At 66.2% G+C, this 22,671-nt stretch carries 19 protein-coding genes and 2 pseudogenes; 13 read left to right on the top strand and 8 right to left on the bottom strand.

The genetic code is table 11. The features are described from left to right. Positions 1 to 213: 213 nt before the first annotated feature. The 5 genes and pseudogenes from ACEN9N_RS13415 to ACEN9N_RS13395 all read left to right on the top strand — a co-directional run bounded on the left by ACEN9N_RS13415 (position 214) and on the right by ACEN9N_RS13395 (position 5,203). Complete coding sequence (locus tag ACEN9N_RS13415; RefSeq protein ID WP_495656268.1) at positions 214 to 906, top strand: alpha/beta hydrolase; 693 nt, start codon at positions 214 to 216, stop codon at positions 904 to 906. Positions 907 to 1,334: 428 nt separating this feature from the next. Continuing rightward, a pseudogene (gene istA, locus ACEN9N_RS13410) lies at positions 1,335 to 2,602 on the top strand (IS21 family transposase). Positions 2,603 to 2,661: 59 nt separating this feature from the next. Beyond that, the gene (gene istB / locus ACEN9N_RS13405; RefSeq protein WP_495656385.1) at positions 2,662 to 3,423 is read left to right on the top strand and encodes an IS21-like element helper ATPase IstB; all 762 of its coding nucleotides are present in this window, start codon (positions 2,662 to 2,664) and stop codon (positions 3,421 to 3,423) included. A gap of 339 nt (positions 3,424 to 3,762) precedes the next feature. Next, complete coding sequence (locus ACEN9N_RS13400; protein WP_495656267.1) at positions 3,763 to 4,071, top strand: hypothetical protein; 309 nt, start codon at positions 3,763 to 3,765, stop codon at positions 4,069 to 4,071. A gap of 97 nt (positions 4,072 to 4,168) precedes the next feature. Further along, complete coding sequence (locus ACEN9N_RS13395) at positions 4,169 to 5,203, top strand: RNA methyltransferase (protein ID WP_495656266.1); 1,035 nt, start codon at positions 4,169 to 4,171, stop codon at positions 5,201 to 5,203. Here ACEN9N_RS13395 and ACEN9N_RS13390 read toward each other — a convergent pair. Then, on the bottom strand, positions 5,200 to 5,466 hold the full coding sequence (locus tag ACEN9N_RS13390) for a helix-turn-helix domain-containing protein (RefSeq protein WP_495656265.1): 267 nt from the start codon (positions 5,464 to 5,466) through the stop codon (positions 5,200 to 5,202). The genes ACEN9N_RS13395 and ACEN9N_RS13390 overlap by 4 nt on opposite strands. Before the next feature lie 30 nt (positions 5,467 to 5,496). On the opposite strand from ACEN9N_RS13390, the gene ACEN9N_RS13385 reads away from it, so the two are divergent. Further along, positions 5,497 to 6,243: a tRNA-uridine aminocarboxypropyltransferase gene (locus ACEN9N_RS13385; RefSeq protein WP_495656264.1), complete on the top strand. Its 747-nt coding sequence runs from the start codon at positions 5,497 to 5,499 to the stop codon at positions 6,241 to 6,243. On the opposite strand, the gene ACEN9N_RS13380 is transcribed toward ACEN9N_RS13385, so the two are convergent. Then, positions 6,238 to 7,164 carry a LysR family transcriptional regulator gene (locus ACEN9N_RS13380; RefSeq protein ID WP_495656263.1) on the bottom strand — a complete coding sequence of 309 codons (927 nt, stop codon included), beginning with the start codon at positions 7,162 to 7,164 and terminating at the stop codon, positions 6,238 to 6,240. The two genes, ACEN9N_RS13385 and ACEN9N_RS13380, sit on opposite strands and share 6 nt — an antisense overlap. A gap of 131 nt (positions 7,165 to 7,295) precedes the next feature. Here ACEN9N_RS13380 and ACEN9N_RS13375 point away from each other — a divergent pair, with 131 nt between their 5' ends. Continuing rightward, positions 7,296 to 7,700: a RidA family protein gene (locus ACEN9N_RS13375; protein WP_495656262.1), complete on the top strand. Its 405-nt coding sequence runs from the start codon at positions 7,296 to 7,298 to the stop codon at positions 7,698 to 7,700. A gap of 47 nt (positions 7,701 to 7,747) precedes the next feature. On the opposite strand, the gene ACEN9N_RS13370 is transcribed toward ACEN9N_RS13375, so the two are convergent. Further along, positions 7,748 to 8,419 (bottom strand): TetR/AcrR family transcriptional regulator, encoded by a 672-nt coding sequence (locus ACEN9N_RS13370; RefSeq protein WP_495656261.1) that lies wholly within the window; start codon positions 8,417 to 8,419, stop codon positions 7,748 to 7,750. Between the two features lie 126 nt (positions 8,420 to 8,545). On the opposite strand from ACEN9N_RS13370, the gene ACEN9N_RS13365 reads away from it, so the two are divergent. Further along, positions 8,546 to 9,055 (top strand): DinB family protein, encoded by a 510-nt coding sequence (locus ACEN9N_RS13365; RefSeq protein ID WP_495656260.1) that lies wholly within the window; start codon positions 8,546 to 8,548, stop codon positions 9,053 to 9,055. 96 nt (positions 9,056 to 9,151) lie between these two features. Next, positions 9,152 to 10,789 (top strand): alpha-amylase family glycosyl hydrolase, encoded by a 1,638-nt coding sequence (locus ACEN9N_RS13360; protein ID WP_495656259.1) that lies wholly within the window; start codon positions 9,152 to 9,154, stop codon positions 10,787 to 10,789. Between the two features lie 4 nt (positions 10,790 to 10,793). Here the strand turns inward: ACEN9N_RS13360 and ACEN9N_RS13355 are convergent, their stop codons facing one another. From ACEN9N_RS13355 to ACEN9N_RS13340, 4 genes are read right to left on the bottom strand one after another with little or no spacing between them, the layout of a single operon-like run. Next, entirely contained in the window at positions 10,794 to 13,085 is a 2,292-nt protein-coding gene (locus ACEN9N_RS13355) for a CocE/NonD family hydrolase (protein WP_495656258.1), read from the bottom strand. After that, complete coding sequence (locus ACEN9N_RS13350; protein ID WP_495656257.1) at positions 13,082 to 14,842, bottom strand: ABC transporter ATP-binding protein/permease; 1,761 nt, start codon at positions 14,840 to 14,842, stop codon at positions 13,082 to 13,084. The genes ACEN9N_RS13355 and ACEN9N_RS13350 overlap by 4 nt, the downstream gene beginning before the upstream one ends. Before the next feature lie 2 nt (positions 14,843 to 14,844). Then, positions 14,845 to 16,227, bottom strand: coding sequence for a glycoside hydrolase family 15 protein (locus tag ACEN9N_RS13345; protein WP_495656256.1), 1,383 nt, complete (start codon positions 16,225 to 16,227; stop codon positions 14,845 to 14,847). Continuing rightward, positions 16,224 to 17,519 carry a glucoamylase family protein gene (locus ACEN9N_RS13340; protein WP_495656255.1) on the bottom strand — a complete coding sequence of 432 codons (1,296 nt, stop codon included), beginning with the start codon at positions 17,517 to 17,519 and terminating at the stop codon, positions 16,224 to 16,226. Before ACEN9N_RS13340 ends, ACEN9N_RS13345 begins: the two co-directional genes overlap by 4 nt. A 69-nt stretch (positions 17,520 to 17,588) precedes the next feature. On the opposite strand from ACEN9N_RS13340, the pseudogene ACEN9N_RS13335 reads away from it, so the two are divergent. From ACEN9N_RS13335 to ACEN9N_RS13325, 3 genes and pseudogenes are all read left to right on the top strand, one after another. Next, positions 17,589 to 19,379 (top strand): annotated as a pseudogene (locus tag ACEN9N_RS13335) (glycoside hydrolase family 3 N-terminal domain-containing protein); the annotation flags it as partial. After that, entirely contained in the window at positions 19,356 to 19,799 is a 444-nt protein-coding gene (locus ACEN9N_RS13330; RefSeq protein WP_495656384.1) for a fibronectin type III-like domain-contianing protein, read from the top strand. The pseudogene ACEN9N_RS13335 and the gene ACEN9N_RS13330, both read left to right, overlap by 24 nt. A 311-nt stretch (positions 19,800 to 20,110) precedes the next feature. Further along, positions 20,111 to 20,620 (top strand): DUF1993 domain-containing protein, encoded by a 510-nt coding sequence (locus ACEN9N_RS13325; RefSeq protein ID WP_062471023.1) that lies wholly within the window; start codon positions 20,111 to 20,113, stop codon positions 20,618 to 20,620. Positions 20,621 to 20,872: 252 nt separating this feature from the next. Here the strand turns inward: ACEN9N_RS13325 and ACEN9N_RS13320 are convergent, their stop codons facing one another. After that, on the bottom strand, positions 20,873 to 21,436 hold the full coding sequence (locus tag ACEN9N_RS13320; RefSeq protein ID WP_101488608.1) for a metal-independent carbonic anhydrase family protein: 564 nt from the start codon (positions 21,434 to 21,436) through the stop codon (positions 20,873 to 20,875). A gap of 244 nt (positions 21,437 to 21,680) precedes the next feature. On the opposite strand from ACEN9N_RS13320, the gene ACEN9N_RS13315 reads away from it, so the two are divergent. Continuing rightward, positions 21,681 to 22,652, top strand: coding sequence for an IS5 family transposase (locus tag ACEN9N_RS13315; RefSeq protein ID WP_495655696.1), 972 nt, complete (start codon positions 21,681 to 21,683; stop codon positions 22,650 to 22,652). The last annotated feature ends 19 nt before the right edge of the window (positions 22,653 to 22,671 follow it).

The following is a 22,671-nucleotide window of genomic DNA, read 5'->3' as shown; positions in this document are numbered from 1 at the left end:
TTGGTGTCGCGCCTGCTTCGCTGGATTGGGCATCGGCTTTCGCGGCTATGTTTTGACCTGCGGCAGCAAGGGGCACAATCGGCCAGGACCGGCCTCTAGCATTTGCACAGAATCCACCGAAGACAGACGCTGGGACATTGGTCACTTTGTCCGTGGCGTCCAATAGATCCCACAAATCCCTATCGAATCCATTGCTCCGAGGAGCCATTTCTAGTGCTGACGCAGACGCTGCAAGACAACGGTGATTCATTTGAGGTGTCAGTTCGCAAAGCTGCCACAGGTTCGCCAGTCGTTCTTTTCTCAGTCGGATCGGGCGGTCAGCCGGAACGGCTTTCTACGCTTCTGGACGCCTTGACTGAATCTGGTTGGACGGTTGTTGCCCCACATTTCGAGCGACTTGCTTCGACTACCCCAACAGAGGAGGAACTGGCCCTCCGGGCAAGACGCCTCGTCCTTGCCCTGGACGCATTCGTTGAGCCCTCCGCAAAAGCAATGGGCGTGGGGCATTCGATCGGTGCTGCCATCCTCGTTGCAATGGCCGGCGCTCAACTGTGGTTGGGGCCAGGTCGGCGCGTCAGCATTGCACCGGACCGTCGCTTGGCTCGTCTGGCCCTTTTGGCGCCGCCAACCGGTTTCTTTCAAGCTCCGGCCGCACTTGATGCCGTGCGAATTCCAGTTCTGGCGTGGGTGGGGTCGGCGGACAGCATCACGCCGCCAATCCAAACAGAATGGCTTGCAAGTGCCATGCACGATCGGAACATCGTGGATGTCCGCATCACCGAAGGGGCTGGCCATTTCTCGTTCATGGACGTCCCACCGCCGCACAGTACGGAGCCACTTCCCAACAAGCAAGCGTTTCTGCGAGAGTATTCGCATGAGATCTGCAAGTTCGTGGGGGCCGCCTAGAGAGCGAACTAGCAGCAGTGGCGTTTGCCTCTGCGGCCTGCGCCCTCCGTCGAGCACAGGAGTCGCATTGGTGCCTTGGCTGACTCGAAAGACGGCGATGGGCCCGAAGTTCCGGCCGTTGCAACCGGCTACATTCGGCCACAACCGGCCGTTTGCAGCGCCGGGCAAAGTAGGCCGAGAACGGAAGTTCGCCGGCGCCTCCCGGTTTTCCAATCGGGGCGCGCTTGCCTCACGTCGCTTTCAATACAGTGAACCGAAAATGACGCCTGCCATTGCGGCCGTCGCAGCGTTGGCTGGTGTGAGGCGACACGACAAACTGCCCCCCCGACGACATGAGGAATTGACCCCCCTCATAGCAGGAGGCCAAGATGGAAGCCAACGTGTTCGAGCAAGCTCCGCGATCCGAACGGATCGATTGGAGGCAGGCGATGCAGGCACCAGAGGACGTAGAGGCGATGCTCAAGCTGGCGTCGCTTGGGTGGGGCGCCAAGCGCATCGCCCATGAGTTGGGATGCAGCCGCAATACGGTGCGACGCTACCTTCGTCAGGGGGGCTGGCAACCGTACGAATCACCCGAGCGACCGGGGCGCCTGCACGCGCACGCCGAATGGCTGGCTGCCCAGTTCCGCCAGCATCGGGGCAACTGCGATGTCGTGCGCCAGGAGTTGCTGCGGGTGCACGGAATCGAGGTCAGCCTGCGCACCGTTGAACGTGCTGTGGTGCACCTTCGACGCGAGGTTCTGGCGCAGAGTGTTGCCACGGTGCGCTACGAGACGCCGCCCGGTCATCAGTTGCAGATCGACTTCGGCACCGTGCGTGTGCCGGTGGCCGATGAACCGCTGAAGGTCCACTTGTTCGTGGCGACGCTGGGCTACTCACGGCGCACCTTCGTCACCATCTTCCTGCACGAACGCCAGTCGGCATGGCTGCAAGGATTGGAGAGTGCCTTCCGGCACTTCGGCGGAACGACCCAGGAAGTGCTCGTGGACAACGCGCGAGCGTTGGTCAACGAGCACGATGTGCAGACACGCGAGGTGCGCTTCAACGACCGCTTCCATGCCTTCTGCCGGTACTGGAAGGTGATCCCACGGGCCTGCGCGCCGTACCGCGCACAGACCAAAGGCAAGGACGAACGCGGTGTCGGCTACGTCAAGCGCAACGCGATAGCCGGGCATTGCTTCGCGTCCACGGAACACCTGCAGGCCCACCTGGCTCGCTGGATGCGCGAGGTGGCCGATGTGCGCATACACGGCACGACGGCCGAGCCGCCGGCGCTACGCTTCGAGCGTGACGAGCGCTGCATGCTGACGCCGCTCGCCGCCAAAGCGCCGTTCCTTCAGGTGCGCGAACTGACCCGCCGCGTGCACAGCGACGCCTGCATCGAGCTGGACACCAACCGCTACAGCGTGCCGTGGAAGCTCATTGGCGAGAGTGTCACGGTCGTCGTAGCCGAGCGGCAAGTGCGAGTCCTCTATGCCGGGCAGGAGGTCGCCTGTCACGCCCAGCACGCGGACCGCCGCGTCACTGTGATCGAGCGTACGCATCTGGCGGGCATCGTCGGCTCCCACTTGGTGGGCGCGAGTTGGCTGAGCAGAGCATCGGCCGGCGCTGCGCCCACGACGATGACGCCGGCAGTGCCCGCAGAGCTGCTGCGCCCCTCGCCGAATACGAGAGTGCGCTCGGAGGTCCCTGGTGATGGCCGCCGGCAAGAAGGCCAAGGTGCCGGCCCTGGAGGTGGCGGGGGACCTCGAACCAATGCTCACCCGTCTGAAGCTGACCGCCATCCGCGACCAGCTCGACACGCTGCTGGACCAGGCCGGTCGAGCCGAGCTGAACCTGCGCGAGGCGCTGTCCATGCTGTGCGCGGCCGAGGTCGCGCGCAAGGATGAGCGACGCATCCAGATGGGCATGTCGATTGCCAAGTTCCCATGCGTGCGTACGCTGGAGGGCTTCGAGTACGAGGCGCAACCATCGGTCGATCCCAAGCAGATCCGTGAGCTGGCGACCTCGCGTTGGATCGGCAACGGCGACAGCCTGCTGTTGCTCGGACCACCGGGCGTGGGCAAGACGCACCTGGCCGTGGCACTTGGGCGCGAAGCCATCGTGCGGGGGTACTCCACATTGTTCGTGCCGGCCACGGGACTGGTGACGCAACTGGCACGTGCGCATGCAGAGGGCCGGCTCGAGGAGAAGCTGCTGCACTTCACCAAGCCCAAGTTGCTGGTGGTCGATGAGCTGGGTTACCTGCCGTTTGAGACGAACGCGGCGCACCTATTCTTCCAATTGGTGAGCCGGCGTTATGAGCGCGGCTCGATGTTGGTGACCAGCAACCGATCGGTAGCCGAATGGGGCACGGTGTTCGGCGACGCTGTCGTGGCCACGGCAATCCTGGACCGGCTGCTGCACCACAGCCACGTCATCACGATCCGCGGAGACAGCTACCGGCTTCGCTCGAAGCGCCGTACCGGGCTGATAAGCCAGGCAGCCACCGCGTCCGAACTTACCGAACAGGAATAAACACTGGGGTCACTTCTTCATGTCGCCCGGGGGCCAGCTGCTGATGTCGCTTGACAGCTGGCATCCCGGGGTTGCAGTCACTTGTACTCGCGCGACGCGCCTTGACCGAAGGTCAGCGCAACGAGCTCGATCGATTGGGCCCTAAGATTGTCGAGGTGGACGATTAGGGCTCATTGCGGCCACAACCGGACATTCCGATCCACCTTCCAGTAGGACCATGCAACGACACACCCTGTATGCGTACGTAGACGACTCTGACTAGAAGACGTCGCCGCGCTCATCGAGGAAAGGCTTGTCGAGCTTGCCGAAGCGCCAGGCTGGGTCACATCAAGGCCGACCGTGGTAAATCAGAAGACAAACCTGTCCGGCAGCCACCCTGATGATTTGCCCGACTGGGACCTTGGCATCAATTTGGCACTACCGGACCTAGGCGACGAGCCTGCTAGATGGTTCGGCGACGTTGTGCGCGTTGTCGGGTATTTGGCAAAGCTGCGCTCGGCGTTCGACCGCGAGTTCGTCATCGGCATTGCCGACAACGTCACCGGCGTGACTGAGGACCTCTTCTTCATCGAGTCCGACACGCCGGACCTTGATAGGCTGCAGAGCGCCGTCGGCGTTCGCGGCGGCTACCTGCCGCAGGCCTCCTGAGGTGTTCCGGTTGCACGCCGACTTCCTGAGCAAGGCGCTTGCGTTCCTCGCGCGATGACCGGCGGCGGACTGCCTGCCGTGCACAATCTGCCCCAGCATGCGAATCCACGAACTGAAACGCCGACTGCGCGAAGCCGGAGCCGGCCCCAGCCACGAACAACGCATCCTGCGGCTGTGGTCCCATGCGCTGCCCCGGGACAGCGGCAGGCGTAAACCGTCGAGCTTCTTTCCGTCGTCGCTGATGGCTGTCCTGCCGTCGATCGAAGCCGAGCTTGCGGGGCTGGCGCGCATCCATGCGGTGCATCCCGGTGCCGATGGTTCAGAGCGGCTGCTCGTGGCCCTCGCGGACGGCCAGACCGTGGAGAGCGTGCTTCTGCCCCGTGATGGCCTGTGCGTCTCCTCGCAGGTCGGATGCGCCGTCGGGTGCCACTTCTGCATGACCGGCCGCGAAGGCTTGCTGCGCCAGGTGGGAAGCGCCGAGATCATTGCCCAGGTCGCCCTCGCGCGCATGCGGCGGCCGGTGCGCAAGGTGGTGTTCATGGGCATGGGTGAACCGGCCCACAACCTGGACAACGTGATGGAGGCGATCGACCTGCTCGGCACGGTGGGCAACATTGGCCACAAGAACCTGGTGTTCTCGACCGTGGGCGATCCACGCGCGTTCGAGAGGCTGCACCAGGAACGCGTGAAGCCTGCGCTGGCTCTTTCTTTGCACACGACCAAGGCCGATCTGCGCCGCAAGCTCCTGCCGCGCGCGCCGAACATGACGCCCGAGGAACTGGTCGCCGCGGGCGAGCGCTACGCGCGGGCCACTGGCTACCCGATCCAGTACCAGTGGACGCTGCTGGAAGGCGTCAACGACGGGCAGGATGAGATCGAAGGCATCGTCCAGCTGCTCTCCGGCAAGTACGGCGTGCTGAACATGATTCCCTTCAACGCGGTCGACGGCGTGGCGTTCAGCCGCCCGTCGTGGGAGCGTTGCGAACAGATGGCTCGCACGCTGCACGACCGGGGCATCCTGACGAAGCTGCGCAATTCAGCCGGCCAGGATGTCGACGGCGGATGCGGCCAGTTGAGGGCGCGCGCAGCCGAAGTGCAGGTGCTGTTTCGAAAGACCGAAGACCGGCGTTAGGTCGACCCGCCCGCGTCCGGGTGCTGCAGCTTCGCCGAGATCCCGTAAAGAGCCAGCATGCCGAGCACATGCCCGATGGCGACGCCTGGCTCGCCTGATTCGATCCGTGCGATGGTCTGGACGTGAACGCCCAGGCGTGCGGCAGCGGCGGCCTGGCCCTCGCCGGCACTGGTGCGCGCCAGCTTGGCGGCAGCGCCCAGCTCCTTGATCGCCTGAATGGCGTCGCCCCCGATGTCTGCGGAAATTCGTTTGCCTTTGGCCATTTCCGCATTGTCACCGCAGAGAATCCCCGCATGCCCCACGCCGTTTCCCTCCTTCGCGCCGCGCGCCTGGCGCGAAGCGCCAAACCCTTTCTGGCCCGCGGGGGCTTCAAGCGCGAGCGCTGCGCCGGCTGCCGGCTGGTGCCCAGCCACTGCATGTGCGCAGTGCGCCCGTCGGTGGCAACACGCGCTGGGGTGTGCCTGCTCATGGCCGACATCGAGCCGCTCAAGCCGACCAACACGGGTTGGCTGATTGCCGACGTGGTGGCCGATACCTTCGCCTTCGGCTGGATGCGCACCGACACCGACCCCGCGCTGCTGGCCTTGCTGAGCGACCCGCAGTGGCAACCGTACGTGGTGTTCCCGGGGCAGTACGCGGCGCCCGAGCGGGTGGTCGCCAGTGTCTCGTCGCCCGACCCAACCTGTGCCGGCACTGCCAAACGCCCGCTCTTCATCCTGTTCGACGGGACCTGGGCCGAGGCGCGCAAGATGTTCAGCAGGAGCCCTTACCTCGACCTGCTGCCCGTGCTGAGCCTGCAGCCGGAGCGGATCACGCAATACAAGCTGCGCCGCTCCGGCCGCGACGACCATTTCTGCACGAGCGAGGTGGCCGCGCTGTGCATGAACCTGGCAGGTGAACACGCCGCCGAGCAAACGCTGGAGGCCTATCTCGCGGTCTTCACGCACCACTACCTGAGTGCGAAGAAGCAGCAGCCCATTGCATGGGATGGGGCTGCGCATCAGCGGCTGCGCGAGCTGTCCGCTCTCCCGCTTTCATGAACCGCGCCGGCCGCTGATGGGCGCATGCAGCGCCATCAGCCCGGCCACCCAGTCGATGAACACGCGCAGCTTGGCGCTGACGTGCCGGTTCGGCGGAAACGCGATGTACAGCGGCATCGGGTCGAGCTGCCAGCCCTCGAACAGAGGTACCAGTTCCCCGTTCGCCACGTGCGCCTTGGCCAAGTAGTCGGGTAGCCAAAGGATGCCGAGTCCGGCCAGACCAGCCGCGAGGTAGGCATTGCCGTCGTCGACCGACAGCACGTAGCGGCCCTGCACCCCGATGTGCTCGCCATCGCGGCGCATGGTGTACGGAAAAGTCTTGCCGTTGCGCGACCACAGGAAGCCCACGGTGCGGTGATGCGTGTCTTCCAGGTCCTGAGGGTGCGAGGGCGTGCCGGCGAGTTCCAGGTAGCTCGGCGCCGCATACACGCCGAGCTGCAGATCGCCCACGCGGCGTGCCATGAGCGACTGGTCGGTGAGTTCGCCGCCGCGCACCACGCAGTCCACGTTCTCGCCGATCAGGTCCACCATGCGATCGCTCACGCCCATGTCGAGCTGGATGTCGGGGTAGCGCGCGTGGAACGCCGGCAGCGCCGGCACCAGGATCGTGCGCGCCAGCGGGCTGGGCACGTCAACGCGCAGGCGGCCCCTGGGCGATGCCGAGGCGCCCGAGAGGCTGGTCTCGGCATCGTCCATGTCGGCCAGCAGGCGCACCACGCGCTCGTAGTAGGCCGCGCCGTCGGCAGTGACGTTGACCTTGCGCGTCGTGCGGTTGAGCAGCTTCACGCGCAGCCTCGCTTCGAGCTGCTGCACCAGCTGCGTCACGCTGGTCTTGCTGATGTGAAGCGTCTCGGCCGCCTTGGTGAAGCTGCCTGCTTCCACCACGCGGGCGAATGCCTGCATTGCATCGAAACGGTCCATGGTGCTGCTCCTGCGGATGCGCGGATTGTTTGGGTTCTGCAAACAGTGATTGTTGGCCTTGCCCATTTATCCGGGAGGCGCGGCTCCCTAAAGTCCCTTCATCGTTATTTCTTCGGGAAGGCCATCCATCCATGACTCAGCGCGACGTCGTTTTTCCACCCGGGCGCCAGGCGCTCTACGAAAAGAATCGCTACTCGCCGGCGATCCGGTCCAACGGCTTCCTGTTCGTGTCGGGGCAGGTCGGCAGCCGCCCCGACGGCTCGCCGGAGCCCGATCTGGAGGCGCAGGTCCGGCTGGCGTTCGAGAACCTGAATGCGATCCTTGCGGCGGCGAACTGCACGTTCGACGACGTGGTCGACGTCACGGTGTTCATCGTCGATCCGGAGTCGAACTTCGAGACGGTCTGGAAGGTGGTGCCGGAGTACTGGGGCAGTGCGCCGCACCCGACGCTGACGGGGATCGGGGTGACGTGGCTCTACGGATTCCAGTTCGAGATCAAGGTGATTGCGAGGCTGCCGGAGAGCAATGAGGGCTGAGCCCTGCGCTCGCCACGGGCCGCCCGGCCGCCTGCATGGGAGCGATCTCAGCGGATGGGCTTATGGTGACCTGCGCGGAGCTGGCTTGCGCGCTGGCCTTTCAGGTAGCCGGTCACGAGGCGCGCACCCTCGTCGATGAGCGCTTCCATCCGATCGTCGGTCAGAACCCTGGAGTGGTGCAGCACCGCGTTGTGCGTCAACGCCTCGATCGTGGTGACACATACAAACGATGCGAGCTCCAGGTCGTCGACGCCGAGTTCGTCCCGGGCTCCTTCTAGATAGGTACTGAACAGGCTGAAATTTTCACGACTGAAGGTTTCCAGCTTCTCCAGCTTTCCCACGCGCGGGATCTGTTCGGCGAGCACCCGATGCAGTTGGGGGTCGAGACGGTGGGCCTCTACCGCGACAGCGACGAACCTGCGCATCGCCTGGTCCAGCGGCTGGCTCGAGACCTCGCTCAGCTCGCTGCGCACCATCTGCATGATCTGCTGCTGGTGGCGCTCGATCACGGCGGCGACGAGTGCCTCCTTGCTGGGGAAATACTGATAGAGCGAGCCGATGCTCACCCCCGCAACCTCCGCGATGCGGTTGGTGCTGGCCTTGTCGAAACCATCCTTGACCAGAATGCGAGCAGTTGCCTCGATCAGGTTGTCCACGGTCGCGCGCGATCGCTCCTGAATGGCGATTTTCCTGGGCCGGATGACTGGTTTTCTCGTCATTTTCAGATGCCATCAATGCGAGTATGAAAAGCGAATGATCGCTCATATTCTGAGTGGGCGCGGACAGGCAGCGCAACTTCCTGCATGTAAGACCCGTGGCGCGCAAACCCCTCAGGAGACCATGACATGGACGACACACTGCATCACCTCTTCAGATACAAGGCTTGGGCAAACGACCAGCTGTTGACCGCGCTGGCCCGGCTTGGCGACAGCTCCTCGATCATCGCATTGGCCATCAAGGCCTTGAGCCACACCTATGTGGTCGACCGGATATTCGCCGCCCACATCAGGCGGGAAGCTCACGGGTACGCATCGGCCAACTTGAGCGAGATGCCAACGCTGGAAGATCTGTCCACCGATCTCCGGAGAAGCGATCAGGAATACATCGACTATGTGTCGAAGCTCGATCTCGACCAACTGGCCGAACGAATCGACTTCGCGTTCACCGACGGCGCACAGGGGCGCATGTCCCGCGAGGAGATGCTCATGCATGTTGTCACGCACGGAGCAGGCCATCGTGGACAGGTCAGCGCGGTGATGCTGCTCAATTCGGTTCCACCGGCCAGGGATGGCTTCACGACGTACCTGCACGAGGCCCAGGCGTCGACGAGAGGGCGGGTCGCCGCTCGAGCGTAGTCGGGTTGCTACGTCCGCTCCGGGCCTGCTTGACGATGCCCCGCACGGTTTCTGGAGACAATGACCCCGCTCGAAGCCAAGCACGAAGGGATCAAGATGTCAGCTGACGACTGGTGGAAGTGCGGAATCGTCTATCAGGTCTACCCGCGTTCGTTCCAGGACAGCAACGGCGATGGCATCGGAGACCTCGACGGAATCCGTGCCCGGCTGGATCATCTGGTCTCGCTCGGCGTCGACGCCGTCTGGATCTCGCCGATCTATCCCTCGCCGATGGCCGACTTCGGCTACGACATCTCCGATTTCTGCGACATCGATCCGTGCTTCGGCACGCTCGATGGCTTCGATGCGCTGGTGCAGGAGGCCCATGCGAAGGGGCTCAAGCTCATCCTGGATTTCGTGCCCAACCACACGTCGGACCGGCATCCGTGGTTCGTGCAAAGCCGCAGCGCGCGCAGTGATGCGCGGCGCAACTGGTACATCTGGCGCGACCCGGCGCCCGACGGCGGGCCGCCCAATAACTGGCTCGGCAATTTCGGCGGCCCGGCCTGGAGCTTCGATGCGGCCACCGGGCAGTACTACGCCCATTCGTTCCTGAAGGAGCAGCCCGACCTCAACTGGCGCAACCCCGAAGTGCGCGCCGCGATGTCTGAGGTGCTGCGCTTCTGGCTCCGGCGCGGCGTCGACGGATTCCGCGTCGACGTGCTCTCGCAGATCGTCAAGGACGCGCAGTTCCGCGACAACCCGCCGAATCCGGATTTCGTCGAAGGGCAGGACCCGTTTCTTCGCTGGACGATGCTTCACAACACGGACCTGCCGGAGGTGCAGCCGATCGTGGCCGAGATGCGCCGCGTGGTCGACGAGTTCAGCGATGCACACTCGTCGCGCGTGCTGATCGGCGAGCTCTACCTGCCGCTCGCGCGCCTGGTCGCCTACTACGGCCTCAACGCCCAGGGCGTGCTCGAAGGCGTGCAGCTGCCCTTCAACTTCCAGCTGATCGCGACCGAGTGGCAGGCGGCGCGCATCGACCGCCTGGTGCGCGACTACGAAGCCGCCTTGCCCGCCGGCGCCCAGCCGAACTGGGTGCTGGGCAATCACGACAGGTCCCGCATTGCAAGCCGCGTCGGGCCACGGATGGCGCGGCTCGCCGCCATGCTGCTGCTCACGCTGCGCGGCACGCCCACGCTCTACTACGGCGACGAGATCGGCATGACGGACGTCCCCATTCCTGCCGACGAAGTGCAGGACCCGTTCGAGAAGAACAAGCCCGGCATGGGCCTGGGCCGAGACCCGGAGAGAACGCCCATGCAGTGGAGCGCCGAAACGCACGCCGGCTTCACGACGGGAATTCCGTGGCTGCGCCTCGCATCCGACTGGCACATGCACAACGTCGAAGTGCAGTTGCGCGATCCGGGCTCCATGCTGGCGCTCTACAGGCGCCTCATCGCGTTGCGCCGCGCGCAGCCTGCGCTGCACCGGGGCAGCTACGAAGCGCTTGAAGCCGGGGACGAGATGCTCGCCTATGCGCGCGAGAGCGACGGACAGCGGCTGGTGGTGATATTGAACTTCGGCGCCACCTCGGCACCGGTGTCGCCGGCGCTGTTGCCGCGCCAGCCGATCGTGCTGGCATCGACCGATCCTGCGCGCGCCGGATCGATCGAAGGGCCCTTGGTGCTGGCGCCTTGCGAAGGTGTCCTCATCGGCGCGGTGAGCGACAAGGGCCCGACGACACGATGAGGGATCAAGGCTCGCCGGTCGGGATCTCGACGTAGCTGCGCGCATGCCAGCGCACGCGCACGGGCCACTTCGCGTCGGCAATGGTTTCCGAGTTCACGTCCTTGCCGCTGCCGTAATTGACCTGCCGGTCGGGGCGCCTGTTGAGGCCGATCACCAGCACGATGCGGCTGCCCGCCGCGAGCCTGCAAGCGGTGACCCGCTCGGTGGTGAAGGCCAGCAGCTGGCGCTCGCCGGCCCGAAGAAGCCGGCGGCGCACGCGATGGCCGGCGTAGCTCGCGCGGAAGTCGTAGGGGTCGAACAGCAGCTGGTATTCGCCGCTCGCCGTCTGCTCGTACAGCGAGATGCGGAAGTCCACGTCCTGCCGCGAGGGTGTGATGTCGAACACGCCGCGCAGGCTGCCGGCGATCTCGGTGTCCGAAGGCAGCGGGTCACTGACAAAGCTGATGCCGTTGCGCGTCGGCACTTCCTTCACGCGCAGCGCGTCGGGCCACGGCATGCCCACGTCGCGCCGATCGGCGAGATCGACCGAGAGCCGCGCGCTGCCACCGCCTTCGGACGGCGACGGCAACAGGCGGTGCGGGTCGTCGCGCCCATTGGTGTCGAGATAGAGGCGCAGCGGCGTGCGCTCCTGCGCGTCCAGCGTCGGCACATGGCGCCACTGGTCCGCGCCCATCACCTGGTAGTTGATGCGATCCAGCAGCGGGGAAGGCTTGTTCGCGCCCTTCAGGATGTGGTCGAGCCATTGGTAGCGCAGCTCGGGCAGGTCGACGCGCGCGACGGGGTCCAGCGTGTAGCCGCGCAGCGTCGGCGCCGTGCCGCGGCGGATCGAGGTCGCGTCGTAGGGGCCCAGCAGCAGCGTCGTGTCGGCCTGCGGCCGGTTGCGAAGATGCTCGTGGTGGAAGTAGAGCGCGCCGGCGTCGGCGCCGTAGTAGCCGGCGAAGCTGAGCACCGGGATGTCGATGCGCGCGAACTGCTCCGCCGACGGCAGGAACTTCTGCCAGTAGCGGTCGTGGCTCGGGTGCGTCAGCCAGGCGCGGATCAGCCTGCTGCGCCTGCCCAGCAGGACGCGGTCCACGTCCCAGTAGGGGCGATTGCCGCGATGCCAGCGCGCGTCGAGTGCCTGCCATACCGCGTCCGGGCCGGCGTCGGCGTCGATGCCGGCCTGCAGGGGCTCGGCATCCGCGTGCTCCTGCGCCCATCGGACCATGGCATTGCGGAAGATCTGTCCGGCCATCGGGAAGTCGATGCCCGGCGCCATCGGCGCGATGGTGGCGATGGCCTTGAGCGCCGCCGGCCTCCTGCGCGCGGCGGCCCAGGCGGCGTAGCCGGAGTAGCCGTCGCCGAGCATGGCAACGCGGCCGTCGCTCCACGCCTGCCGGGCGATCCAGTCGATGACGGCGGCGGCATCTTCGCCGTCGCGAATGAAGGGCCACACGGCGCCCTTGCCGTCGGGCGTGCGTCCGCGCACGTATGCCGTGACGCCGATGTAGCCCCTGGCGGCGCTGCGCCTGGCGTCGTCCTCGGCCGGGTCGAGCGTGAAGCGCAGCAGCGTCGACAGCGCGCCGTCCATGCGGCCGGGCCGGACCACGCTGGCATGGATGACGCCGCCCCGCACGGGAATCCTGACGTCGGCCTCCGCCACGTAGCGGCTGCCGTTTTGCGCGGCGAACAATTCGGGCAGCAGCGCACCGAAGCTGCGGCGCGACTGGTACGAGAGCCAGGTTCGCACGAGCGCCAAGGCCTCGGCCTCCGGGAGGCTGCCCTTCGCGCGCCAGAGATCGAAGGCCTGGCGCAGCGGCTCCCTGTACGTAGCCGGCGGAATCTCGAGCCGCGCCATGACGGCCTGGGCCTGCGCGTTGTCGAGCGGCGACACCAGCTCATGGAACGAGCGCGCGTAGGCTTCGGCGAAGCCGAGGCGCCCGTCCGCCTCGAGCATGCGCGCATTCGCATAGATGCCATCGAGGATCGCACGCTCGACCAGGCCGTCGAAGGGCTTGCCCTGGCGCCGGTCGCGCAGGGAGCGGCTGCTGTCGTAGGCCGCACGGTAGGCGCCGCTGACGATCTGCAGGGCGGTGACGTTGGCCAGGAAGGAATCGGTGTCCGCGTCCTGGTACACCGGCAGGATGCGCTCGGCCAAGTCCCGCATCAGGTCAGCAGCGGCGGCATCGTCCGGGTCGCGCGGCGGCCGAAAGCCGAAATCAGCCGCCCGCGACCCGGTGGGCCAGGCGGGCAGCGCAAGAGCCAGCCGCATGAGGGCGCGGCGCGCACGGCTGACGGTTGGCAGGGGGCGTCTCATGGTCGCTGCTCCTCGGGCACGGCGTGCGGCGCTTTGACCAGATGAACCACCTGCGTGAACAGCCGGTCGTGCGCCTCGCCGGCCGAGCCTATGTGAATGATGCCCGTGTAGGTGAGCTTGCCCAGAACGCCGATGATGAGTTCGAGCGTGTCGTCGTCGAATGCGCTGAAGGCCTCGTCCATCACCAGCCAGGGCGGCGCCTGCAGCACCACGCGGGCGAAGCCCAGCCGCAGCTGCTCGTCCATGCTGAGCTCGCTTTCCCAGCGGCCCTTCCTGTCAAGCAAGGGTTCCAGGCGCTGGAGGCCCACGCTTGCCAGCGCGGCCACCATGGCATCTCTGGGATAGGTCGTCGGCTCCATCGCATACGACAGCACTTCGGCCAGCGTGCCGCGGGGAATGTAGGGCGTGCCGCGCGGCATGTAGTGGATCGTCTCGCCGCCCGGCCGGCGCACCGTGCCGGAGCCCCAGGGCCACAGGCCCGCAAGCGAGCGGAACAGCAGCGTCTTCTCGGCACCCGGCGTGCCGAGGATCAGCACGCGCTGGCCGCGGTGCACGACCAGGCCCGAAACGTCCAGCCGATCGTGGCCGCTCCAGGAGCGAACCTCCAGCGCTTCGATCGCGAGCGTTCCGCCTTCGCCTTCCTCGTAGGCGATGCGACTGCCGCTCGCCCGTGCCTCCAGATCGGACGCCAGCATCCGGCGCAGGTCGGTGACACGCAGCAGCGTGGCGCGCCAGTCGGCAATGATGCTGAAGTTGTCGACGAACCAGCGCAGCGACGACTGCGCCTGCGTGAAGGCCGCGGCAGCCATCATCAGGCCGCCGAACGAAACCTTCCCCGAGAAATACAGCGGTGCGGCCACCAGCGTCGGCGCGATGATGGTGATCCAGCCGAAGCCCGCGGTGACCCAGGTCAGGTTGGTCAGCCCGAGCACCACGCGCGACGTGGCGCGCAGCACGTCGCCGAAATGCATGGCGACGCGACGCTTCTCGTCGGCCTCGCCACCGGCCAGGGAGATGCCGTCCAGATGCTCGTTGATGCGCGTCAGCGAGAAGCGCAGTTCGCCTTCGCGCGCGTAGCGCTCGGCGTTGCGCGAGATCAGGCCGTTGCCGACCCAGTAGGTGACCAGCGACCCGGCCACCGCATAGACAATCGCCGCCCACAACATGAAGCCCGGCAACACATGGTCCTGGCCGTCGAAGAAGATGCTGAAGTCCTTGGAGAGCACCCACAGCACGCTCGCGAAGCTGCCGAACAGCATCGTGGCCTGCAGCAGGCCCACGCCGAGGGTGACCGACAGATCGCACAGCTTCAGCGTGTCGTCGTGCATGCGCTGATCCGGGTGGGCACCCATCGGGCCGCTGGCCTGGAGCCAGAACGCCCGGCGCGGCTGCAGCCACAGCCCCACCAGGTCGTTGACCACTGCCTTTCGCAGCTTCAGTTGCAAGGTTTCGCCGAGCCACCGCTGCGCGACGTTCAAGACCAGCAACGCGCCCGCAATCACCGCGAAGACGCCGACCTGCACGATGAATTCGCTCAGGTCGCGGCGCGAGATCGCGTCGTAGAACGGCTTGTTCCAGCTGTTGAGCTCGATCTGCCCATACGCCGTGAGCGCGACGACCACGACGATCGCGCCCATCAGCGCGACAAGCGTTTTCGCGACCGGGGATACGCGCAAGGCGCCGAGCAGCTCGCCGACCTGGCGGAAGACGCCGGTCCTTGCAGCCGGCTCGGCAGGGTCGCCTGGCCTTGCGCTCATCGTTACCGCGATGCCTGAGAGGCGGCGGCCGCGATGCGGCGCGCGAAGACACACGAAATGAACGCGGCGTGGCTCCAGGCCAATTGCTTCGCCGAGGTCTGCGCGCCGCTGTGCTGATCGAACTGCTCCGACAGATCACCGCCGGCCGGCGTGTAGGTGCGTACGGTGGCCAGGTAGGCGTCGCCGCGCTCCATCCACTGGTTCCCATGGCGTGCATCGCCGCCCAGCGCCGCGGCGCGGAAACAGAACTCGGCGGCACCGAGCGTCGAGAAGTAGTACGCGCCGCCTGAGCAGTACACGTCGCCGGCGTACCGGCCCATCGCCGTGCCACGGCCTGCGGCACGGCCGTGGTTGATCGGATAGGCAGCGTCGAACAGTGCGTCGAGCCGCGCCAGCGTGGCCTGCATGCGCAGATCGACCGGGCTGTGCGAGGCCTCGGTGCCGAGGCTGTGGATCGCCGACAGGATCACCGCGATGTCCAGCGCCTTCGGACTGGGCCGGCCGTCGGCCAGCACGCGCGAACGGTAGTAGCCGTGCGTCGCGCCTTCCTCATCGACCCAGTAGCCATCGAGCAGGCGCAGCACGGCCTGCGACTCCTCCCGGCAGCGCTGCGCCTGCGCCGCGTCGCCCAGGCCCTCCAGCCATGCCGCGCCTTCGGCCAGCGCTGCTGCCGAGACGCGCAGCGTGTAGTAGTGATGGCCGCTTTCCTCCTCCCAGATGTCGAACGACGGCTCGCGCCAGTGGCGCAGCGTGAAGCCGAGGTCGAAGCGGATCAGCGGCGCGACCTCGGCCAGCAGGGCCGCGTCGAGGTGCCCGCCGGCCACCCAGCGTAGCAGCGCCAGCGCTCGCAGCGGCGGCCCGTCGTGCTGAGGGCGCGCCCAACGCAGGACATCGAGCGTGCCGTCGGGGTTCACCCGCGTCTCGGCGGCGACGGCATCGCCGTGGACGCCCGCGAGCTCATGGTCCTCGCGCAGGTACTGCAGCAGTTCGGGAGCCACGCGCGCCCTGCGGTCCGGCACTGCGGCGATTGCCCGGCCGTCGAGTCCGTTCAGGGCAAGGCTGAAGCGGGTGAAGTCGCGCAGATGCCGCATCGCTTCGGCGCCGATGCGCCCGTCGGCATAGAGCAGCCGCAGCGCATCGATGACGACGGCGGAATCGCGGAACCAATGGAAGAAGTAGTCCGGGTCGGGGTTGTAGTCGCCGAGCACGGGCGAAGCGACGATGGCGCCGGCGACCGGCCGCACGGTCTGCCCGAAGCCCGGGCGATGCTTGACGATCGACACCGGCGAAATGCTCGACAGCATCGCACTCGCCGAATGGCGCAGCTGCCCTTCGAGCCACGACTCGAAGGCCGGGTCTTGTCGACTCGTCGCGCCAAGACTCACGATGCGGGCGCCCTCAGATGCGGGCTGCTGAAGTCCAGGCGCCGCAGCCCCGCCTGCACCTCGGGCGCACTCATGAACAGCTTCCAAAGCAGGCCCGTGCGATGGTTCTCCATCATCACGACGATGGGGCCCTGGTCGATGGCCAGGAAGGTGTCGGCGAACCAGCCGCGCGCCTCGCAGAATGCATCGATGAAGCCGTAGTCCCGCCACACGCGCGTGCCGTGCACGTTGAGAAAATGCCGCAGCACCCGCATCACCTCGGCCGGCGCGTAAGGCAGACTGGCCAGCGCGGCTGTCGGTGAGATGGTGCCGTTGTCGTTGTTCGGGTCGTGCGCGAGATAGCCGTCGGGGTCGTCGCTGGCTGTCAGGCCCCAGCATGATTCGCCGTAGCCCGCAAAGCCCCGGGGGTTGGCGACGCAGTGCGCGCGGTTGACCTGCACGTGGCGGGTGTTGAGACTCCAGTAGTCGGCATAGCGGTCCTTCAGGCCGTGCGGATCGAGGCCGCAGAACGAGTAGTGCGCGAAGAACAGCGGGCCGCCGTTGGGCGGGCCCAGCGGCAGCTCGATGCCGTGGTACGAGCGGCCGTTGAGGAAGTCCGGCCCGGAAGCGAAGCCGCGGTGGTAGACCCGCGGATCGATCGCATGGCGCGGCGCCGCAGCGGCCATGAAGTAGGTGATGAGGCACTCGTTCCAGCCATGCACCTCGTGGTTCATCGCCCAGCCGTGGGTCGGGCTCCAGTGCCAGTAAAGAACATCGCGCCCGCCCTGGGTGAACCAGTCCCACTCGACCTCGTGCCACAGCATGTCGAAGTCGGCGCGCAGCCGGCGCGCCATGGCCGTGTCGTCGTTGAAGTACTGGCGTGCGCAGAGCAGGCCCATGCACAGAAACGAGGTCTCGACCAGATCGCCCGCGTCGTCCTTCGGGCTCATCGGGATCGTCACGCCGCTCGCCCCGTCCATGAAGTGCGGGAAGGTGCCGTGGTAGCGCCTGGCGCGCAGGAGCGCGTCGCGCATGCGCCCCAGCCGCTCCAGCGCCGCGTCGCGCGAGACCCAGCCGCGCTCCACTGCGACGATCAGGCCCATGATGCCGAAGCCCGTGCCGCCGATCGCCACCCTCTCGTCGGCCACGTCCTCGCCGGTGGCGGCGACCAGCGTGCGGCGGTCGAGCGCAAGGCCGCTGGCGGCATCGGCGCCGTCCCAGAAATAGCGGAAGGTCTGCCGCTGCACGGCCTCGATCAAGGCTTCGTCGGGCAGCGCAGCCAGTTCCTTCGGGTTCCTCTCATCCTTCAACACGAACGGATCCTTTCGTCGTTGTCGTCTTCGGTGTGACGTTTGGTTTCACCGAATCATCGGCCACACCACATGGCCGATGGCCCTGTCCCACAGCATGCCATCATTGAGGCCCCTGGGCTCTATTCGAAATCCCTGATGAGTCGCATCGATACCCTCATGGCCCGGATGACGCTGCCCGAAAAGCTCGGCCAGCTCACGATGACGGCTTCCAGCTACACGGTCACCGGACCGGTGCTCGCGGGAGACTCCACGCAGTCGATCATCGACGGCACCGTCGGCAACCTGCTGAACATGGTGGGCGCCGGTCCCACGCACGAGATGCAGCGGCTGGCCGTCGAGAAGTCGCGGCTGGGCATTCCTCTCTTGATCGGCCTGGACATCATCCATGGCCATCGCACGCTCTTTCCGATCCCGCTCGCGGAGGCCGGCGCCTTCGACGACAAGCTCTGGGAGCGCACCGCGCGCGAGGCCGCGCGCGAAGGCGCGGCCGACGGACTGGCGATGACCTTCGCGCCGATGCTCGACGTATCGCGCGATCCCCGCTGGGGCCGCACCGCGGAAGGACCCGGCGAAGACCCCTGGCTCAACGCGCGCATCGCGCAGGCCAAGGTGCGCGGTTTCCAGGGCGCCGACCTGTCGTCGGCCGAATCGCTGGCCGCCTGCGCGAAGCATTTCGTCGCGTACGGCGGGGTCGCCGCGGGGCGCGAGTACGCCGCCGTCGACATCTCCGAGCGCACCTTGCGCGAAGTGCATCTGCCGGGCTTCGCGGCGGCCGTGCGCGCCGGCGTCGCGACGCTGATGCCCGCCTTCACCGATCTCAATGGCGTGCCGATGACGGCGCACATTCCCTTGCTGCGCGACTGGCTGCGCGGCGAGATGGGCTTCGAGGGCGTGATCGTCAGCGACTACAACGCGATCGCGGAACTCATCAAGCACGGCGTTGCCGCCGATCTCGTCGATGCCGCGGTACTGGCGCTGAAGGCCGGCGTCGACATCGACATGATGGCCGACGCATACCGCAAGGGCCTGCCGGTCGCGCTCGAGCAGGGGCGCGTGACGATCGAGGAGATCGACACCAGCGTGCGCCGCGTGTTGCGGCTCAAGGAACAACTCGGACTGTTCGACGACCCCTACCGCCGCGGCGCGACACCGGAGCCCGCGGCGGTTGTCGCCGAGCGACGCGCGGTGGCGCGCGACGCCGCGCGCAGGGCCATCGTCATGCTGAAGAACGAGCGTGACACCTTGCCTTTGCCCGCGGCGGCCAAGGCACTGTGCGTCATCGGCCCGCTGGCCGACGCGAGCACCGAGATGAAAGGCCCGTGGTGGGGGGCCGGCGAACACGAGCCGGCCGTCAGCGTGCTTGCCGGCCTGCGCGCCGCGCTGCCGCAGATCGACATACGCCACGCACCGGGCGTTGCCATCGAGAGCGACGACGACAGCGGCATCGAAGCTGCTGTCGCGCTGTGCTAGGGCGCCGACGCCGTTCTGCTGTGCCTGGGCGAGCGCGCCACGATGAGCGGCGAGGCGGCCAGCCGCGCCACGCCCGCGCTTCCCGGCCGACAGCAGGCTCTGGCCGAAGCGGTGACGGCCCGTGCACGTGCGCGAGGCATCCCCGTCGTCGCGATCCTGTTTTCGGGCCGTCCGCTCGTCGTCCCCTGGCTTTCCGAACACGCCGATGCGCTGCTGGCTGCGTGGTTCCTCGGCGTCGAAGCGGGCCGTGCGATCGCCGACGTGGTCACAGGCCGGGCATCGCCCGGCGGCCGCACGCCGATGAGCTGGCCGCGCGCCGTCGGACAGGTGCCGATCCACTTCGGCCAGCGTCCCACCGGCCGGCCGATGAATCCCGCCGACTACTTCACGAGCAAGTACCAGGACGTCGACAACACGCCGCTGTATGCCTTCGGTCATGGCCTGACCTACGGCCGGTTCAGCTACGACGAACTCCAGGTCGAGCCGCGGCGCGTGCGCGAGCAGGACGCGCTGAAGATCAGCGTCAGGCTGCGCAACGTTGGCGCGCGCGAGGCTGAAGAGACCGTCTTCCTGTTCGTGCGCGGCAAGGTGAGCCGTGTCACCCGGCCGCTGCTGGAACTCAAGGGCTACGCGAAGCTGCGATTGATGCCCGGCGAAGCCGGCGCGGTCGAACTGGAGTTGCCGGCGTCCGAGTTGCGCTACCTCGGGCCGGACCTGCTGCCCTTGTTCGAGGCGGGCGAGGTGGAGATCCTTGTCGGGCCGAGTGCCGAGCAATCGGGGTTGCTGCGTCGGACCATTGAATTGGGTTGAAACCTTGGTGCTGAAGGAGACCGGCCGTTTGTGAGCGGGGCGTAGGTAAGGGGGCAGCCAGCCTGAAGCGGGCATCCTCGAAGGGCGGTTACGCAGCGATCGCGGTCTGTCGTGCGTCTGCAATTGACGTCCGCTTCTTGCTGATGAACTGCCCTTCAATGCGGCTGCTCCGACTACCAGCGGGAAGAAAAGCTGGCCACAAAAGCCGGGGCGATTCAGTTCGCCCTGTGCTGTTAGCCTTGCATGGTCGGCAGGGCCTCTGCCACGCCAACTCCGGCCATCGTGCCCAAAATTTTAGAAGTGAACTCACCATGACCAGCCCGCTGTACAACGCCTCCGTTCCCGTCATGCAGCAGATGCTGCGCGCCCTGTCCGACGTGCTCAAGAAGGCCGAAGACCAGGCGACGCAGAAAAATATCGATCCGAATGCGCTGCTGCAGGCGCGGCTGTTCCCTGACATGTTTCCGCTGGTACGTCAGGTACAGATCGCCGCAGACTTCTCCAAGGGCATTGCCTCCCGCCTGGCGGGTGCCGAGGTGCCGTCCTGGCCCGACACCGAGGTCAGCTTCGCCGACCTGCAAGCGCTGATCGCAAAAGCTTTGGCCCATATCGGCTCCTTCAAGCCTGAGCAATTTGATTCAAGCGAGAGCCGCGAGATCGTATTGCGCCCCGGCACCCCCAAGGAAAAGAAGCTGACCGCAAGCGCATATCTTTTGCACTATGGACTGCCGCAGTTTTTCTTCCACGTGACCACCACCTATGCCATCTTGCGCCACAACGGTATGGAGATCGGCAAGCGCGACTACATGGGTGCCTACTGACCCAAGACAGACAGGCGTTCAGCCACTCTGGCCACTGCCGCTCGAAGTGCAATCGTGCACGGCAACCCCAATGTGTTGACGCGCGACATCGGCACCTCATCGCTGGCGCAGGGTTGCGCGGGGCAACTCACTACGGTGCAGGTCGAGCGCTACGACGGCGTGCTGCCACCGATTCGCGCCTTCGAGCCGCCAATGACGGTCCTTGAAGGCGCCGCCCTAGAGCCTGGGCCTGCCGGCACTCGAACGCGGTGTTCAACGGCCAGCGTACGGCAGCGACGAGTGATGCACGACGATGCGCAGCTTGCCGGCACCGTCCTTCACGAAAGTCCAGGTCTTGTCGACCGTGGTGACCTTGCCGTCCGGGTCAGTGAACAGCACGTTACCCAGTGTGCTGGCCACGTCGCCGTGGATGAGCACGGCACTGTTGGCAATCTCGCATTTGGTCCAGCCCTTCAGGGCGAAGCCGGTGTCGTTGGGAAAGGCAGGGTTGCCGCCCACGAAGTACGCCAGCGCGCCGTCGCGAGCGGTGCGGAAGGTCTGCGGCGATGTCGTGAGCGTCGGCTTGAACAGCACTGCGCCCAGCTGGTAGGCGTAGGCGCTGTCGATGACCTTCTCGGCCAGCGCCCTGGCGGCCGGCTGCCCTGCGCTGGAATTCGCAGCACTGATGTCGACCAGCGCCTTGCACCAGGCCTGCTGGGCCCCCAGGACTTCCGCTTCCGTGATGCTCCGGTCGACGACTTTCTCCTTGGCGGCGGCCGGCAAGATTGCCCCGGCGATCAGGAGGCTGGCGATGGCGCTGGGAATGAATTTTTTCATTTGGGTCTCCAATTGAAGTAGTTGGATACGGAGCGGCCGGGTGGGTCGAGCCGAGACCCAAAGTGCATCGATACGACATGCACAAGGCATGATGCGCCGGCTGATTTGCTCTGAGTAAAAGATGCAAATGAAATGAATCGTTGTCCATTTGCGAGGTAGCCAGGCGTGCAGGCCTGTCTCGCAACAGTCTAAGGCTACGCTGAAAAAGGTCCACCACCATCCAGGCTTATTCGTTGATCAGAACATGAAGCAACAGACCTTGGCGATGGCCGCCGACAAAGGTTTTGAGCAATTCCGCCGGCCTACGAAGCGTGACGTGTTCCTCAACATGATGGACAAGGTCATGCCCTGGGAGGAGCTTTGTGCGGTGGTGCAGCCGCACTACCCCAAAGGCGAAGGCGGGCGCCCGCCCGTCGGGCTGGAGCGGATGCTGCGCATGTTGTTCGTGCAGCACTGGTTCAATCTGGCTGACGAGGCCTGCGAAGAGGCGCTGTATGACAGCGCCAGCTTGCGCAGCTTCGTAGGCATCGACCTGGGTCGCGAGCGCGTTCCGGATGCGACGACGCTGCTGAAGTTTCGCCGGCTTCTCGAGAAGCACCATCTTGGGCAAGCGCTGTTCGCCAAGGTGGGCGAAGTGCTGCAAGGCCATGGCCTGAAGGTGGGCGCCGGCACGATTGTGGATGCCACGATCATCAGTGCGCCCAGCTCCACAAAGAACGCCGACAAGAAGCGAGATCCCGAGATGCACCAGGTGGCCAAAGGCAAGAACTGGTTCTTCGGCATGAAGCTGCACATCGGCGTGGACAGCCACACGGGGCTGGCCCACAGCGCAGTGGTCACGGCGGCCAATGTGCACGACAAGCACCCACTGCCCGAACTGCTGCACGGCGAAGAGTTGAAGGTCTACGGAGATTGCGCCTACGCGGGCCAGCAGGAATTGATCGCCAGCAAAGCGCCTGCGGCGCTGGACTGCACCAACGAGCGTGTGCGCAAGATTGACGGGGTGCCCGATGAGGGCCAGAGGCGGCGCAACCGCAACAAGTCCAAGGTGCGCGCGCAGGTCGAGCACGTGTTCGGGGTGGTCAAGAGACTGTGGGGCTTCAGCAAGGTGCGATACCGTGGGCTCCATAAGAACGCGACCAGGGCATTCACGGCCCTTGCGCTGGCCAACATCTACATGAGCCGAGGGTTGCTGCTGGTGCGCGTGCGCCCGTAAAACGCAGAAGGCCGCCCAA

It is taken from the genome of Variovorax sp. Varisp46 (assembly GCF_059491885.1).
The sequence above is the reverse complement of the archived record's forward strand: the minus strand, read 5'-3'. Positions and strand labels throughout refer to the sequence as shown.

What these genes read in the sequence shown, in the direction of transcription:
- istB (WP_495656385.1), top strand. Translation starts at nt 2,662, where the DNA reads ATGCTCACCCGTCTGAAGCTGACCGCCATCCGCGACCAGCTCGACACG.
- ACEN9N_RS13395 (WP_495656266.1), top strand. Translation starts at nt 4,169, where the DNA reads ATGCGAATCCACGAACTGAAACGCCGACTGCGCGAAGCCGGAGCCGGC.
- ACEN9N_RS13390 (WP_495656265.1), bottom strand. Translation starts at nt 5,466, where the DNA reads ATGGCCAAAGGCAAACGAATTTCCGCAGACATCGGGGGCGACGCCATT.
- ACEN9N_RS13385 (WP_495656264.1), top strand. Translation starts at nt 5,497, where the DNA reads ATGCCCCACGCCGTTTCCCTCCTTCGCGCCGCGCGCCTGGCGCGAAGC.
- ACEN9N_RS13380 (WP_495656263.1), bottom strand. Translation starts at nt 7,164, where the DNA reads ATGGACCGTTTCGATGCAATGCAGGCATTCGCCCGCGTGGTGGAAGCA.
- ACEN9N_RS13375 (WP_495656262.1), top strand. Translation starts at nt 7,296, where the DNA reads ATGACTCAGCGCGACGTCGTTTTTCCACCCGGGCGCCAGGCGCTCTAC.
- ACEN9N_RS13370 (WP_495656261.1), bottom strand. Translation starts at nt 8,419, where the DNA reads ATGACGAGAAAACCAGTCATCCGGCCCAGGAAAATCGCCATTCAGGAG.
- ACEN9N_RS13365 (WP_495656260.1), top strand. Translation starts at nt 8,546, where the DNA reads ATGGACGACACACTGCATCACCTCTTCAGATACAAGGCTTGGGCAAAC.
- ACEN9N_RS13360 (WP_495656259.1), top strand. Translation starts at nt 9,152, where the DNA reads ATGTCAGCTGACGACTGGTGGAAGTGCGGAATCGTCTATCAGGTCTAC.
- ACEN9N_RS13355 (WP_495656258.1), bottom strand. Translation starts at nt 13,085, where the DNA reads ATGAGACGCCCCCTGCCAACCGTCAGCCGTGCGCGCCGCGCCCTCATG.
- ACEN9N_RS13350 (WP_495656257.1), bottom strand. Translation starts at nt 14,842, where the DNA reads ATGAGCGCAAGGCCAGGCGACCCTGCCGAGCCGGCTGCAAGGACCGGC.
- ACEN9N_RS13330 (WP_495656384.1), top strand. Translation starts at nt 19,356, where the DNA reads ATGAATCCCGCCGACTACTTCACGAGCAAGTACCAGGACGTCGACAAC.
- ACEN9N_RS13325 (WP_062471023.1), top strand. Translation starts at nt 20,111, where the DNA reads ATGACCAGCCCGCTGTACAACGCCTCCGTTCCCGTCATGCAGCAGATG.
- ACEN9N_RS13320 (WP_101488608.1), bottom strand. Translation starts at nt 21,436, where the DNA reads ATGAAAAAATTCATTCCCAGCGCCATCGCCAGCCTCCTGATCGCCGGG.
- ACEN9N_RS13315 (WP_495655696.1), top strand. Translation starts at nt 21,681, where the DNA reads ATGAAGCAACAGACCTTGGCGATGGCCGCCGACAAAGGTTTTGAGCAA.